Source organism: Nitrobacter vulgaris (genome assembly GCF_031453995.1).
In the GTDB taxonomy this organism is placed as follows: Bacteria; Pseudomonadota; Alphaproteobacteria; order Rhizobiales; family Xanthobacteraceae; genus Nitrobacter; species Nitrobacter vulgaris.
On record NZ_JAVDPZ010000003.1, the window covers coordinates 149,984 to 164,979 of the forward strand.

At 59.9% G+C, this 14,996-nt stretch carries 15 protein-coding genes; 9 read left to right on the plus strand and 6 right to left on the minus strand.

From position 1 onward, the window contains the following. The first annotated feature begins 104 nt into the window (after positions 1-104). Both GGQ85_RS02825 and GGQ85_RS02830 read left to right on the plus strand, forming a co-directional pair. Entirely contained in the window at positions 105-554 is a 450-nt protein-coding gene (locus tag GGQ85_RS02825; protein WP_309773274.1) for a DUF2946 domain-containing protein, read from the plus strand. Positions 555-672: 118 nt separating this feature from the next. After that, positions 673-3,009 (plus strand): TonB-dependent receptor, encoded by a 2,337-nt coding sequence (locus GGQ85_RS02830; RefSeq protein ID WP_309773275.1) that lies wholly within the window; start codon positions 673-675, stop codon positions 3,007-3,009. A 57-nt stretch (positions 3,010-3,066) separates the two neighbouring features. Here GGQ85_RS02830 and GGQ85_RS02835 read toward each other — a convergent pair whose 3' ends face one another. Continuing rightward, a complete protein-coding gene (locus GGQ85_RS02835) occupies positions 3,067-3,600 on the minus strand; it encodes a GNAT family N-acetyltransferase (RefSeq protein ID WP_309773276.1) in 534 nt (177 codons plus the stop codon). Between the two features lie 66 nt (positions 3,601-3,666). Further along, positions 3,667-4,155 (minus strand): NUDIX domain-containing protein, encoded by a 489-nt coding sequence (locus tag GGQ85_RS02840; RefSeq protein WP_079447714.1) that lies wholly within the window; start codon positions 4,153-4,155, stop codon positions 3,667-3,669. Between the two features lie 236 nt (positions 4,156-4,391). Here GGQ85_RS02840 and GGQ85_RS02845 point away from each other — a divergent pair, with 236 nt between their 5' ends. Next, positions 4,392-5,297, plus strand: a complete 906-nt coding sequence (locus GGQ85_RS02845; protein ID WP_309773277.1) for a metallophosphoesterase family protein — start codon at positions 4,392-4,394, stop codon at positions 5,295-5,297. A 120-nt stretch (positions 5,298-5,417) separates the two neighbouring features. On the opposite strand, the gene GGQ85_RS02850 is transcribed toward GGQ85_RS02845, so the two are convergent. The 4 genes from GGQ85_RS02850 to GGQ85_RS02865 form a co-directional block, all read right to left on the minus strand. Continuing rightward, on the minus strand, positions 5,418-5,771 hold the full coding sequence (locus tag GGQ85_RS02850) for a DMT family protein (protein ID WP_309773278.1): 354 nt from the start codon (positions 5,769-5,771) through the stop codon (positions 5,418-5,420). Between the two features lie 218 nt (positions 5,772-5,989). Beyond that, entirely contained in the window at positions 5,990-6,247 is a 258-nt protein-coding gene (locus tag GGQ85_RS02855; RefSeq protein WP_309773279.1) for a DUF3297 family protein, read from the minus strand. After that, positions 6,244-6,720 (minus strand): glutathione peroxidase, encoded by a 477-nt coding sequence (locus tag GGQ85_RS02860; RefSeq protein ID WP_309773280.1) that lies wholly within the window; start codon positions 6,718-6,720, stop codon positions 6,244-6,246. Before GGQ85_RS02860 ends, GGQ85_RS02855 begins: the two co-directional genes overlap by 4 nt. 48 nt (positions 6,721-6,768) lie before the next feature. After that, positions 6,769-7,026 carry a DUF6894 family protein gene (locus tag GGQ85_RS02865; RefSeq protein ID WP_309773281.1) on the minus strand — a complete coding sequence of 86 codons (258 nt, stop codon included), beginning with the start codon at positions 7,024-7,026 and terminating at the stop codon, positions 6,769-6,771. 283 nt (positions 7,027-7,309) lie between these two features. On the opposite strand from GGQ85_RS02865, the gene GGQ85_RS02870 reads away from it, so the two are divergent. From GGQ85_RS02870 to GGQ85_RS02895, 6 genes are all read left to right on the plus strand, one after another. Continuing rightward, on the plus strand, positions 7,310-10,162 hold the full coding sequence (locus GGQ85_RS02870; RefSeq protein ID WP_309773282.1) for a bifunctional transaldolase/phosoglucose isomerase: 2,853 nt from the start codon (positions 7,310-7,312) through the stop codon (positions 10,160-10,162). Positions 10,163-10,392: 230 nt separating this feature from the next. Then, entirely contained in the window at positions 10,393-11,406 is a 1,014-nt protein-coding gene (gnd, locus tag GGQ85_RS02875) for a phosphogluconate dehydrogenase (NAD(+)-dependent, decarboxylating) (RefSeq protein ID WP_309773283.1), read from the plus strand. Continuing rightward, positions 11,406-12,920: a glucose-6-phosphate dehydrogenase gene (zwf, locus tag GGQ85_RS02880; RefSeq protein ID WP_079447643.1), complete on the plus strand. Its 1,515-nt coding sequence runs from the start codon at positions 11,406-11,408 to the stop codon at positions 12,918-12,920. The genes gnd and zwf overlap by 1 nt, the downstream gene beginning before the upstream one ends. Further along, positions 12,917-13,660 (plus strand): 6-phosphogluconolactonase, encoded by a 744-nt coding sequence (pgl, locus tag GGQ85_RS02885; protein WP_309773284.1) that lies wholly within the window; start codon positions 12,917-12,919, stop codon positions 13,658-13,660. The genes zwf and pgl overlap by 4 nt, the downstream gene beginning before the upstream one ends. Next, entirely contained in the window at positions 13,657-14,193 is a 537-nt protein-coding gene (locus GGQ85_RS02890; protein ID WP_309773285.1) for a gluconokinase, read from the plus strand. The genes pgl and GGQ85_RS02890 overlap by 4 nt, the downstream gene beginning before the upstream one ends. Then, the gene (locus GGQ85_RS02895; protein WP_309773286.1) at positions 14,190-14,993 is read left to right on the plus strand and encodes a Cof-type HAD-IIB family hydrolase; all 804 of its coding nucleotides are present in this window, start codon (positions 14,190-14,192) and stop codon (positions 14,991-14,993) included. Before GGQ85_RS02890 ends, GGQ85_RS02895 begins: the two co-directional genes overlap by 4 nt. Positions 14,994-14,996 lie beyond the last annotated feature (3 nt).

Consider the following 14,996-nt stretch of genomic DNA (forward strand, 5'->3'; position numbering starts at 1 on the left):
ACCACGTCTTTGGGCCGTCCCATTAGGTCGCCGTTGACATCCGGCCGGAACCCGGATGTTATATTGTAACGTCTGAGATACCGCGAAGGCGTGGACACGTTGCAATGAAGTGGTTCCGGTCGAACATCAAACACGGATCGCGGCTTGCGCTGTTCGCGCTTGCGATCCAGTTTGTCCTGTCGTTCGGGCATCATCACGGTGCTGCCGCCCTTGAGGCACCGACCTCGGTGCAAACCAACGCATCCGTCGTGCCAGCCAGCGACCCGGCCGCTGCCCGAACCGGTGCGACCGTAGACCCGCAACACGCAGTTCTAACCAATTCCGCCAAAACGTTCGTCACGAGTCCGGCTGGACCGACAGGTGACGATCAGGAACGCGACCGATGCGCCGTTTGCGCCGTCATGGCGCTCGCGGGCACGATGCTGTTCACCGGGCCTCCTGTTTTGCTGTTGCCCGATGCCTGTAATTTCCTCCATCTTGTGATCGAAGCCGAGTTCAATCACCTTGAATCGCGGCCTATCGCCTTCCAACCACGCGCCCCTCCTTCGTCCTGATGTCGATCCGGCAATAGCGCGCTGCGCAACCCATTGCCGAGGAACTTCGCAAGTTTATCGACTTTGACGGCCATACGAACGCCAATGAGCGGAAGCCGGCCGTACCAGGATCCGCAGGATGTCCCTTTCTCCCAGTCGTTTTCTCACACTGGCGCGCCTCAGCGCAGTGTCGCTTCCGGCCCTTGCCGTGGTGTTCTCCGATGACGTTTCCGCCCAAACGGCCCTGCCCGGAATCGTGGTCAACGCGCCCAGTCCGATCGTGCGCCACGCACGGCCGACTCGGACGACACCCGCGCGCACGGCTCGCCGCGGCACGACCAGGGCTCCTACGCCCCGGCAACCCGAGGTAGCCCGCACCGCGCCGCCGGCAACTCCCGCCAATCTGCAGGGCACGTTGCCCATCGTGACCGATCAGTTCGCGACCGTGACCGTCGTCACCAACGAAGAGATTCGGCGCAACGGGGCCGCGACGCTGGGCGACCTGCTCAACAACAAGCCGGGCATCACCGGCTCATCCTTCGCCCCCGGCGCATCGAGCCGGCCCATCATCCGCGGCCTCGACGTCAATCGCGTCGGCATTGTGGAGAACGGTATCGGAAGCAACGGTGCGTCCGATCTCGGCGAGGACCATTTCGTGCCGATTGACCCGCTTTCGACCAATCAGGTCGAGGTCATTCGCGGCCCGGCGGCGCTGCGTTACGGTTCGACGGCCATCGGCGGAATGGTCAGCGCCAGCAACAATCGCATTCCCGAAACCACGCCATGCGCGGCACCGTTGACAACGCAAACCTACGGTTATGCCGTCAAGGCGCCGCAACTGCCGACTCCCCCTGGCTGCGTGAACGTAGAGACACGAGGAGCGGTCTCGAGCGTGAACAACGGTCGTGAAGGCGCGGTTCTGCTCGATGCCGGCGGCAACAACGTGGCGATTCACGCCGACGCCTTCGCACGGCGGACCGAGGACTATGCGATCCCCGGCGGCGTGCAGAAAAACACCGCGACCGACTCCAATGGAGCTTCAGTCGGCGGCTCGTATTTGTTCGACGGCGGATTCGTCGGAGCCGCGATCACGCAGAACAACAGCCTGTACCACATTCCAGGCCAAGAGGGCGAAGAGCTCGGCACCCGGATCAACGCGCATCAGACCAAATTCGCCGCAAAAGGCGAATATCGGCCCGATGCGGCGGCGGTCGATGCCATTCGGTTCTGGGTCGGCGCGACCGACTACAAGCACAATGAACTCGCCCTTGCAGACGCAGCTGATCCGGCCAGCGACGGCGTTCGCCAGACATTCACCAACAAGGAGCAGGAAGGCCGGATGGAAGTGCAGTTCGCTCAGACCAACCTGCGCTTCGCTGCTCTGACAACCGCGATCGGCGTCCAGGGGTCGCACCAGGAACTGACCGCGCCGAGTCCCGACGATCCGTTTAGCCCGCTCAACGGCCTGTGGGATCCGAACAGCAATGGAAGGTTCGCTGGCTATATCTTCAACGAGTTCACGTTCAGCGACACGACCAAGGCACAGGTCGCCGGTCGGATCGAACACGTGAACCTCAACGGCTCAACTCCGAGCACCATGCCCGAACTGTTCGACCTCACCGTCGATCCGGGCGCGATCGGTGCCGCAACGCCGCGGGCCCTGAACTTCACGCCAAAAAGCACCAGTGTCGGTCTGATTCAGAACCTGCCCTGGAATCTTGTGGCGAGCCTGACCGGACAATACGTCGAACGCGCGCCGAAGCCAGCGGAGCTATTCTCCCGCGGCGTGCATGATGCAACGATAACCTATGACATCGGCAATCCGAATCTCGGCATCGAGACCGCGAAGTCGATCGAGGCCGGATTACGCCGAGCGACGGGGCCGCTGCGGTTCGAACTGACCGGCTATTATACGCGGTTCAACGGCTTCATCTACCGGCGCCTGACCGGCAACACCTGCGACGAAACAGCGTGCGTGGCCGGGCCGGGTCTGGAATTGAAGCAGGCCATCTACTCCCAGACTGATGCCGTTTTCCGCGGCGGCGAATTCCAGTTTCAATACGACGTTCTGCCGGTGTGGAACGGCCTCTTCGGCATCGAGGGACAGTATGACATTGTCCGCGCGACCTTCACGGACGGCTCCAACGTACCGCGAATTCCGCCGCAGCGTGTGGGAGGAGGTATCTACTACCACGGCGCCAACTGGCTGGCTCGCATCAACCTGCTCCATGCCTTCGCACAGAACGACGTGAGCGGCGTCGAGACGCCTACCCCCGGCTACAACCGGCTGCGAGCCGAGGTCAGCTATACGACTACGCTGCCCAGAAACAACTGGTGGGGCGGGCAGCCGGTGACCATCGGTCTCGCCGGCGACAATCTGCTGAACGAGCAAATTCGCAATGCCGTCGCCTTCAACAAGGACCAGGTGTTGCTGCCGGGACTAAACGTACGGCTATTCGCAAACGTGAAGTATTAAGCAGGCTTTCATCATGGCCGGATTGTTCCGGCCATGATGCTTGAATTTGACTTCAGTTCATTGGCTCTGGTCCGCCCCCTCCCGCGCGAACCTCCAGTCAGGCCGGATCATGCCCGAAACTCCGTCAAACGCACCAGGAGCCAGCTCGCATACCAACAGGCGGGCCCGGTCCACCGGACCTGGCATGTCGACCTCTCCTTTCGGGATCATCTTGAAACCGACGCGACCGTAATAGGATTCGTCGCCAACAAGCACGATGAGACGGTGCCCTTTCGCTTTCGCGTCGCCGAGCGCGCGCTCGAGCATCGCGCGGCCAATGCCGCGGCCACGGAACGGCGGCTCGACCGTCAGCGGACCGAGGAGCAGCGCCGGCGTGTCGCCGATGCAGACCGGCAACAATCGAACCGAGCCGACCAGCAGAGTGCCGATGTGGGCGGTCAGGGAGAGGTCCAGCAAATGATCAACATGCTCGCGCAGGCGGTAAGCGCTGAGCACGAAACGACCGGGACCGAAGGTGCGTTCGTGCAGACGCTCGATAGCCTGCGCGTCATTGGCGGTTTCGGTCAGGAGAGTGAGGGAGAGATCGGACATGAGGAAGGCGGATAGCATCTGTCACGGGCGCGGTCCATCGCCTGCCGCCGATTGCGGCCGGGCCGATCACCTGCGCCAGGTGAGTACCGGCGGCTCATGATGAAGGACTTCCGCGATTCGGAGCCGCGTGCCGACTGTGGTCTCGGCCGGCAAGGCATCGACGGCGAAAAAACCGCAATCGATGATCTCCCGATTTGGTTCGGGCTTGCGATCCTGCCGGAAGTCCCTGACGACGTAGACAGCGACATGATCGCGCCGCGAAACGTGGCTGTTGAAAAAAATACCGTGCAACGCCGGTTCGCCGTGTATTTCGATTCGCCCTTCTTCAATGAGTTCGCGTTGCAGCGCCATACGTGACGTCTCGCCGACCTCGACGCCGCCGCCGGGCAGATGCCAGCCCGCCACATAGCCATGCTTGACCAGAAAGACCCTGTTGTCGGCGTCGAGCACCACGCCGCGCACGCCGAGCGTCATGCCGCGGGCGAACCGGAAGTACAGGTGAAATAGCCGGCGTAACGCGGGCTCGCAAAAGCACCGCAGACGGTGGAAATTCATGACGCTTAGCCCCCGAATCCGCGACGCGACGACTCGCTCTTGCATGATCGCTTGCATCCTAGCGGTGCTCTTGCCAAAACTTCAGAATATTCCCGGGTACGAGATACCGGGTACGAGGTAAAAGTGAAGCAGCTTCATGACAGGGACAGAGGCTCGCCATCGCGGCGGGCAACATTCAAGATCGCAGGCGGCGGCGCGATGGCACTCCCCGCCGGCGCTTTGATCAGCAGCCCCTGATGACAACCATCACGCTCGCGCACCTGTCCGATCCGCACCTTGGACCGCTGCCTCCGCCGCGACTGCATCAGCTCATAGGCAAGCGCGCGATCGGCTATCTAAACTGGAGACGCGGCCGTCACGCCATCCATCGGCGCGATGTGCTGGACGCTGTGGTCGCCGATATCAAGGCGCAATCGCCCGATCACATCGCGGTCACCGGCGATCTCATCAATCTCGCACTTCCGGACGAGTTCACGCAGGCGCGCGCATGGCTGGGCGACGTCGGCACCCCACACGACGTCACCCTCGTGCCCGGCAATCACGATGCCTACGTTCGCCCGACGAAAAAACAGATTTCCGAATGGAAGGAATATATGCGCGGCGATAGCGTCCGCGAAGGGACGCCGCTTTCCTTTCCGTTCCTGCGACGCAGAGGGCCGCTGACGCTGATCGGCGTGTCTTCGTCGGTACCGACCGGTCCCTTCATGGCCACTGGGCGGCTGGGGTCCGACCAGCTCGATGCGCTGGACCGCGGTCTCTCACAGCTTGAGAGCGATCCGAACTTTCGCGTGCTGCTGATCCACCATCCGCTGTCTTCGAAAGATTCGTACAAACGACTGACGGATGCCGACGCACTTCTGGCTCTTCTGAAGCGGCGCGGCGTGGACCTGATCCTGCACGGCCATGATCATATCCATTCGACCATGTGGTTCGAGGGACCGCACGGCCGGATCCCCGCCATCGGTGTGCCGTCGGCATCCGCGATGCCGCACCGGCATTATCCACCTGCCGCTTACAACCTGTTTTCGATCACGCGCGATGGAAACGCCTGGCGTTGCGAGCAGCGAGTGCGCGGCTTTGCCGATCAAGCAGCGATTGAACGTCAGGAAATCAATGAATTGCAGCGGACAGAGCTAATCTAGAGTCTTTCACCGTTTCATAGAAACGGTGAAAGACTCTATCTTTATGTTTTGACGCGTTTTCTTCACGCGAACCGGCACCCACTTCGCTCGAAAACGCTATATCCGCGCTACAGTACGCAATCACCATTTGTGGAAAATGAAAAATGCGCCGAGGGCAACGAACGCAAAGCCCAGACCGTGATTCCAGCTCAACGGCTGTTTCAGATACAGCACGGAGAAGCCGGCGAACACGACAAGTGTAATTACTTCCTGAATGGTTTTGAGCTCGGCCGCCGAATAGACCGAGCTACCCCAGCGATTGGCTGGCACCGCGAGCCAGTACTCGAAAAACGCGATACCCCAGCTGGCCAGAATGACCAGAGAAAGCGGGCTTTCCTTGAATTTCAGATGCCCATACCAGGCGAACGTCATGAAAACGTTCGAGCAGAACAGCATCAGGATCGGCAGGAGCCACGACGGAATCGCGATGGGCATGGCTGAACTTTCGGAAACGACCGGAGGAAAGCTAGCGTTTTCGAGCGAAGTGGAATCCGGTTCGCGTGAAGAAAACGCGTCAAAACATAAAGATAGAGTCTTTCACCGTTTCCATGAAACGGTGAAAGACTCTAGGCATGCTTACAGCGTGAACCCACAGCAAGCGAGGAGGAACTGTGCTGCACGTATGCCCAAAGCCGTGCCGATAGAAACAAATCCTACCCCCCAGTCCGGAAGTAGGGTTCAACCGTGCCGTTAAGCTTGATGGTCAACGGATTACCGTGGCGATCCTTGGCACTGCCGGCGGCAACACGTATCCAGCCTTCGCTGACACAATACTCCTCGACGTTGGTTTTTTCGACACCCTTGAAACGGATACCGATATCGCGCGACAGAATCTCAGCATTGTAATAGGCGCTGCGCGGATCGGTCGACAAACGGTCGGGCAGCCGGTCATTCGCGGTCTGGTCGGTCAAAGCAGGGCCTCGATTTCTTCGGTTAGTTTTTTGGGTTTGGTGGTCGGAGCGTGGCGAGCGACCACCCTCCCCTGCCGGTCCACGAGAAACTTTGTGAAATTCCACTTGATTGACTCGCCCAGCAGACCCGGCTTCTCGTTCTTCAGATGCTTGAACAACGGATGCGCGTCCACCCCGTTGACATCTATCTTTTCAAACATCGGAAAGGTCACGCCGTATTTGCTGTCGCAGAACTGCTGGATGTCAGTGGACGACCCCGGTTCCTGCTTGCCGAACTGATTGCAGGGGAAGCCAAGAACGGAAAATCCGCGCGGGTTCATCGCGCGATATAGTTCCTCTAGGTCCTTGTATTGCGGCGTGAAGCCGCAGGCGCTCGCAGTGTTCACGATCAAAAGGACGCGGCCTTCGAACTGTCTCAACGCGCAGGGCTCACCGGTCAGCGTGTTCGCGCAGAAATCAAAGACGCTGGCCATTCAACAACCTTTCGATCAAGCTACGACTGGCCGACCGTTCCGTGCCGGTCAATGCCGCGTGGAAGACCGGCTGACCTGGTCCAGGATGGCTTCGGTGAACGGAAATTCGAGGACGATTTCACCGGTGGCGTCGGTCACTTCCAGCACTGCATTGAGGATCGCCTTCTGTTCGCCGTCCGACTTGAGAATTTCGCGGATCGTCGTTCGGGCGGCACGCCAGGCTTGGTCGGGATCGCGCAAATCCTCGCCTTCCGGATCCAGAATCAGGTCGCTTCCGATGCGGGTGTTAAAAAAATATCGGGGCATGAACAATCCATAACGGGGTGGGCCTTGAGTCCGCCGTTCTCACAAGTTTTTTATCGAACGACAAGCCTGCACTGCAATAGGCTTTATTTGTCGCAAAATTGCGTCCGTCCCGTTTCAAGCTTCTAGTAATCCATACGCGGATCAATATTCCGCCTCAAACGTTAGCACCGAGTCCCGCTCTTGATCAGGCTATCTTTTCTTCGTCATGTCGACATAACCTGGCTTGCAGCGGGTTATGGGAATTTTCCTAAACGGCGCGCGTCCTCGAACAAAGAAGAACGTCATGAACCCTGTCAGTGAACTCCAGAACCACGGCCAGGCCATCTGGCTCGATTTCCTTGCGCGCGGTTTCATAAACAAGGGTGATTTGAAGCATCTTGTCGAGAACGACGGAATACGCGGGGTTACCTCCAATCCCTCAATTTTCGAGAAGGCAATCGGGAGTTCGGACGAATATGACAGCGCTATAGTCAGCCTGCTCAAAAACGGCGACCGATCGGTCGCCGATCTCTACGAGCGGCTCGCCGTAGAGGACATCCAGCACGCCGCCGATGTGTTGCGGCCGGTCTACGATCGGCTCCATGGCGCGGATGGTTTCGTCAGTCTTGAGGTTTCGCCGTATCTTGCGAACGATACCAAGGCGACGATTGCCGAAGCTAAGAGGCTGTGGAAGGCCGTCGACCGCAAAAACCTGATGATCAAGGTGCCGGCGACGCCGAATGGCTTGCCCGCGATCCGTCACCTGATTTCCGAGGGCATCAGCATCAACATCACGTTGTTGTTCTCCCAAAAGGTCTACGTCGAGGTAGCTGAGGCGTATCAGGCCGGGCTTCGAGAATATGTCCGAAATGGCGGGGATCCCGCACATGTTGCAAGCGTCGCCAGCTTCTTCGTCAGCCGGATCGATAGCGCTGCCGACAAGCAGCTCGACGAAAAGATCGCGCAAGCCAACGATCCTGCGGAGAAAGCGCGTCTTGCCGCGCTCAAGGGCCAGGTCGCGATTGCCAATGCCAAGCTCGCCTATCAGGATTACAAGCGGCTGTTTGCCGGCGAAGACTGGCAAAAGCTGGAAGCCGAAGGCGCCAGACCGCAGCGGCTGCTATGGGCTTCGACCGGGACCAAGAACAAGGATTACCGTGACGTCCTCTACGTTGAGGAGTTGATCGGTTCAGACACTGTCAATACCGTGCCGCCGGCGACCCTTGAGGCCTTCCGCGATCACGGCAAGCTGCGCGATAGCCTCGAGGAAAGTTTGGATGACGCACGGCAAGTGCTCACCGCGCTCGCGGAAGCCGGAATCTCGCTCGATGCGATCACCCGGGACCTCGTGAAAGAGGGCGTGCGGCTGTTCGCGGACGCGGCCGACAAATTGCTCGGCGCCGTCGCCCGGAAGCGGGAAAAGATTCTCGGTTCTGCCATCGACCGACAGACCTTGTCGCTGGACCCCGCCACGGCGAAATCCGTCGAAGCAGAGGCGGATGACTGGCGAGCCGCCGGCACCGTCCGCAAGCTATGGCAGCAGGATAAGTCGGTGTGGACCGGCGCGGACGAAGACAAATGGCTGGCCTGGCTGACGAGTCCTGTCGCCGAGTTTAATCGGGCGGCTGACTACGAAGACTACGCGCGGCGAGTGAAGAAGCAAAAATTCACCGACGCGGTTGTCCTCGGCATGGGCGGATCAAGTCTGGGTCCGGAGGTGCTGGCGAAGACCTTTCCGAAGGCAGCAGGTTTCCCGAAACTACATGTGCTGGACTCAACCGATCCCGCCCAGATTCGCTCGCTTGAAACCGCGATCGACGTCGCCAGGACTGTCTTCATCGTGTCCAGCAAGTCCGGCGGAACGACAGAACCAAATGCACTGAAAGACTATTTTCATGCGCGGGTGGCCAAGGCCATCGGCGCCGACAAAGCCGGCCACCGCTTCATCGCGATCACCGATCCGGGGTCCTCGCTTGACGAGGAAGCGGCGAAGCTCGGCTACGCGCGCACCTTCCACGGCGATCCCGCAATCGGCGGCCGCTATTCGATCCTGTCTCCTTTCGGCCTGGTCCCGGCGGCAACAGCGGGAATCGATGTGACAGGATTGCTCGAGAATGCACTCGTCATGGTGCGATCCTGTGGCGCCCAGGTCCCACCGCATGACAATCCTGGCGTTCAGCTCGGATTAGCCATGGGTCTCGCGGGGCGCGAAGGCCGTGACAAGGTCACTATTCTGGCGTCTCCGAAAATCGCTGATTTTGGTGCATGGGCCGAGCAACTGATCGCCGAATCGACCGGCAAGGAGAGCAAGGGCCTTATTCCGATCGACGGCGAACCGCTCGCCGATGCGAACCTTTACGGTAATGACCGCTTCTTCATCGATATCCGCACGGCGGATGAAGAGGATGCCGCTCATGATGAGAAATTGCGCGCGCTCGAAAGCGCTGGACATCCGGTGGTCCGGATCGTGATGAACTCGGTCGATCAGATCGGTCAGGAATTTTTCCGGTTCGAGATGGCCGTCGCAGTCGCCGGCTCGGTTCTCGGCATCAATCCGTTCGATCAGCCTGACGTCGAAGCTGCCAAGGTCAGGACTCGCGAATTGACGTCAGCCTTCGAGAAAACGGGCAGGCTTCCCAAGGAAAAGCCGGCGATTTCCGCCGCCGGCTTCGATCTTTACACCGACGCTGAGAATGCGCGCGCGTTACGCGAGAAGGGCGGCGATGGTGAGCTATCCTCGTGGCTCAAGGCGCATCTCGCGCGCGCAGAGCCCGGCGATTATGTCGCCTTTCTGGCTTACGTCGCGCGCGATGACGAACACATCGGTGATCTACAGCGGATGCGCCTCGCCGTTCGCGACCGGAAGAAAGTCGCCACCTGTGCCGAGTTCGGCCCACGTTTCCTGCATTCGACTGGTCAGGCCTACAAAGGCGGTCCCGACAGCGGCGTTTTTCTCCAGATCACCGCCGACGACCCACGGGATTTGAAGATTCCCGGCCGGAAAACGAGCTTCAGTATTATCAAGGCTGCGCAGGCGCGCGGCGATTTCGATGTGCTCACCCGGCGGGGACGGCGAGCGCTTCGCGTGCATCTCAAGGGAGATCTTCAATCCGGCTTGTCGCGGCTCGACGAGGCGATCAGCCGAGCTCTCATGTGACCATGGCCATGACGCGTCAGGTTGTGACGTTGCGTCAGGAAACAAACGTTCGCCAGCCGCGTCAAGCTGGGATCTTGCTCCTCGCCGTCGTTCATCGCGATCCACATTCGCCAATCTTCCTGAAACACCCGAGGTGTTGGGCCATACCGTGAACCGCACGCATATTGAACCATCGGACCGCCCGTGGAATGTCCAGACCACGAGAGGCTCCCGGAGGAGGGATCGGACCAATGCAGATAGGTATGATCGGACTGGGGCGAATGGGGGCCAACATCGTTCGCCGCCTGATGAAAAAGGGAGGTCATCAGGCCGTCGTCTATGACATCAGCGACCAGGCCGTCGCCGCGATTGCCGCGGAGGGAGCCTCAGGCGCGATTGATCTCCAAGACTTCGTCCGCAAGCTCGAAAAGCCGCGTGCCGTTTGGATCATGCTGCCCGCCGGAGCGATTACGGAGTCCACCATCGCGACGATCGCCGGGCTGCTCGATAAAGATGATGTCATCATCGATGGCGGCAATACCTTCTGGCAGGACGATATCCGGCGCGCGAGAACGCTGCGCGAAAAGGGCATCTACTATGTCGATGTAGGCACCAGCGGCGGAGTTTGGGGCTTGGAACGCGGGTATTGCATGATGATCGGCGGCGACAGGGCCGTGGTTGATCGTCTTGACCCGATTTTCGCGTCGCTGGCGCCCGGACGCGGCGGCATTCCGGGAACGCCGAGCCGCGACGGCCGTGATCCGCGCGTCGAGCAAGGCTACCTCCACACGGGGCCCGTTGGCTCCGGCCATTTCGTCAAGATGGTTCATAACGGGATCGAATACGGCCTGATGCAGGCCTTTGCCGAAGGCTTCGACATTCTCAAAAACGCGAACACCAATGCGCTGCCAGAGCATCATCGGTTCAAGCTTGACCTCGCAGATATTGCCGAGGTGTGGCGCCGCGGCAGTGTGATTTCATCCTGGCTGCTCGATCTCACCGCTTCTGCGTTGGCCCGCAGCGAGACTCTCGAGGCTTACTCGGGATTTGTCGCAGATTCCGGCGAGGGTCGCTGGACGGTCAACGCCGCCATTGATGAAGCCGTTCCGGCCGAAGTTCTAACGGCCGCACTGTTCGCGCGCTTTCGCTCGCGTCAGCAACATACGTTCGCAGAGAAAATCCTCTCGGCGATGCGAGAGGGATTCGGGGGGCACAAGGAGCCAGGAGAAACCGATCCATCTACAAAGGGGAGGACCGCGAGTTGATGACGGTCGCAAGCAACAAGCCGCGCAACCCGGAGCCATGCTGCTTCGTCATTTTTGGTGTCACCGGAGACCTCACCCATCGCCTGATCATTCCGGCACTCTACAATCTTGCCGAATCCGGCTTGCTGCCGGAGCAGTTTTGCCTCGTCGGTATCGTCCGCAAGCAGATGTCGGAAGACGATCTTCGGCAAAGCCTGATGGAGGGCTTGAAAAAGCATGCCACGCGGCCGGTCAAAACCGAAATTGCCGACAAGGTGCTTAATTGCCTGACGTGCGTCGAAGCCGACCCCTCCGATCCATCCTCATTCGATACGCTGAGCAAGGCCTGTGAAAGGCTTGAGACAAGAACGGGGACGTGCGGCAATCGCCTGTTCTATCTTGCCGTGCCGCCGACAGCCTTTGCACCGATCGCAGAACAACTTGGCCGCGTCGGTCTACTGCGAGAGACAAACGGCACGTGGCGTCGCCTAGTGGTCGAAAAGCCTTTCGGCACCGATCTTGCGTCTGCCAGAGCGCTCAACGCCAGGCTGCTAAAAATCGCCAACGAACATCAGATCTATCGGATTGACCACTATCTCGGCAAGGAGACCGTCCAGAACATCCTTGTTCTTCGTTTCGCCAACGGCATGTTCGAGCCGATCTGGAATCGCAACCACATCGATCATATCCAGATCACCGTCGACGAAAAGCTGTCGGTCGGACATCGCGGCAGCTTCTACGACGCTACCGGAGCACTGAGAGACATGGTGCCGAACCATCTGTTCCAGTTGCTGTCGCTGGTGACCATGGAGCCACCGAGGCGATTCGAAGCTCACGCGGTGCGTTCAGAGAAGGCGGAAGTGCTGGCCGCAATCCAGACGCAAACGCCGGAGGAGGCGCTGAGAAATTCTGTGCGCGGACAATATTACGCCGGGCAGGTCGGCGACGAGGCGGTCGTCGATTACCGCGACACCCCCGACGTCAAGCCCAACAGCACCACCGAGACCTATGCGGCGCTCAAGCTGACCATCGACAACTGGCGATGGGCCGGCGTTCCATTCTACTTGCGGACCGGCAAGGCTCTCGGCCTCAAGCGCACCGAGGTGGCCATCAAGTTCAAACAGGCGCCGTTCGCGATGTTTCGCTGCACGCCGGTGGACCAGCTGTCGCAAAACTATTTGGTCATCGGCATCGAGCCGGCCGAAGGCATCACGATGCAATTCAATACCAAAGTACCTGGCCCCACGATCTCGATCGACGGCGTCGAGATGAAATTCCGCTACAAGGATTACTTCCACGCTGCACCGAGTACCGGTTACGAAACCCTGATCTACGATTGCATGACCGGCGACAACATCCTGTTTCAGCGCGCTGACGGCGTGGAGGCCGGCTGGCAGGCGGTGCAGCCGTTCCTCGACGCCTGGAAGAAGGCCGGCGCCAACGGGCTGGTGGGCTATAAGGCGGGCAGCGAAGGCCCCCGTGAGGCCGACGAACTGCTGGCGCGGGACGGCAACCAGTGGCGCGAGCTGACATGACATCCGCTAACGCGGCGGACCGCAGGTTTCAGGTGCTCCCAGATGCGGAAGCAATCGCTACCGAAGCAGCAGAACGAATGATCTCCCGGATTGCGGAAAATGCAACGCGGCCGGCGATTTGCCTGACCGGCGGCTCCGGCCCAAAAGCGCTCTACGCGCTGCTGGGAAGCCCGGACTATCGTTCGCGGATCGCCTGGGACCGCGTTCACTGGTTCATTGGGGACGAGCGTTTCGTGAGCGCGGACGACAAGCGCAACAATATGGCGATAGCCAGGGACCTTTTTCTGAACCGTTGCGCTCCGCCGGGAAATATCCATCCTATGCCGACGGATGCTCACGATCCGGATACGGCGGCGCGGCTTTACGAGCGCGAACTCCAAATCTTTTACAACGCGCGTCGTCTCGATGCAGCCAAACCGCTTTTCGATGTCGTTTTGATGGGGCTTGGACCGGACGGTCACACCGCCTCTTTATTTCCGGAAGATCGAGCGCTCGACGAGACCGAACGATGGGTCGTCGGCGTGGACCACGCGCACGTCGAGCCTTTTGTTCCCCGCGTTACCCTGACGCTCCCGGCGCTGGCCTCCTCACGCGAGATGCTGTTTCTCGTCAGCGGTAAAGCCAAGCAAGGCATCCTCTCGAAAGTCATGGCGGGCGCCGATCTGCCCGGTACACGCGCACATTCCAGCGGCATCACAACGTGGCTGACCGATGCCGCGGCCGCAGGATCGCCGGCATGAATGCGGGCGGAGATGCCGCCTTTTGCGCGCTGATTGTTATGGGCGTGTCGGGATCTGGTAAAAGCACCATTGCGGTTGCGCTGGGACAACGACTGGGATGGATAGTTGAGGATGCCGACCGTTTTCATGCGGAAAGCAATATCGATAAAATGCGCGCCGGCATCGCATTGAACGATGACGACAGGCGGCCGTGGTTACGCGCCATCGCCGCGGAGATCGGCCGCAGGCGTGCAAACGGCACGAGCGTGATCATGGCCTGCTCCGCGCTCAAGCGCGCCTATCGCGACATTCTCGTGCAAGGTCATAGCGACACCCGCATCGTCTACCTGCGCGGCGACAGAAGCCTGATCATGAGCCGTCTCAAGGCGAGAGGCGATCATTTCATGCCGCAGGCGTTGCTCGAGAGCCAGCTCGCAACACTGGAGGAGCCTACCGAGGATGAGGGACCGATCGTTGTCGACATCGATGCGAGCGTGGACGAAATTACCGATCGAATCGTCACCATGCTCGACGCGGGCTGGATACTCTCATGAACAGCATTTCCCTCGTGATTTCGGACGTTGACGGAAGTCTGCTAACGCCCGACAAACGTCTGACGGAAGCTGCAATCCAGGCGGTGAAACGACTTGCCGAAAGAGATATCGGCTTCACGATCACCAGCAGCCGCCCTCCCTTGGGTATGCGAATGCTGATCGAGCCGCTCAATATCCAACTGCCGCTCGGCGCATTCAACGGCAGTCTGATGATCGATCCCGCCCTCAAGATGCTTCGAAGGACTGCCATTTCAGCGTCGGCCGCCCGACGAGCGATCGACGCGCTGAAAACTTCCGAAACCGACATTTGGCTGTTCACCGCGGACCGTTGGCTTATCACGCGCGACGATGGCCGCTACGTTCCGCATGAGCAGCACACAATCCGAATGGCTCCGGTTATGGTTTCCGATTTTGAGGAATTCACAGACGACGCCTCCAAGATCGTTGGCGTCAGCGCCGATCCCGAGAAGCTCGCCCGTTGCGAGATGGCGATGCAGGTGGCCCTCGCCGGCCAGGCGAAGGTTGTCCGATCGCAGAGCTATTATCTCGACATCACACCTGCCGGAGAGGACAAGGGCACATTCGTGGAGACGTTAGCGAAGCGCCTCAACATTTCAACGCGCAACATCGCGACCATCGGAGACATGCAGAACGATCTGGCCATGTTTGCCAAAAGCGGCCTGTCATTTGCCATGGGAAATGCCGAAGACAACGTGAAGGCGCAAGCCACTCGTGTCACCGATAGCAATGAAAACGACGGTTTCGCCAAGGCGATCGATCAGATCATGGCCCTCGACTAGCCG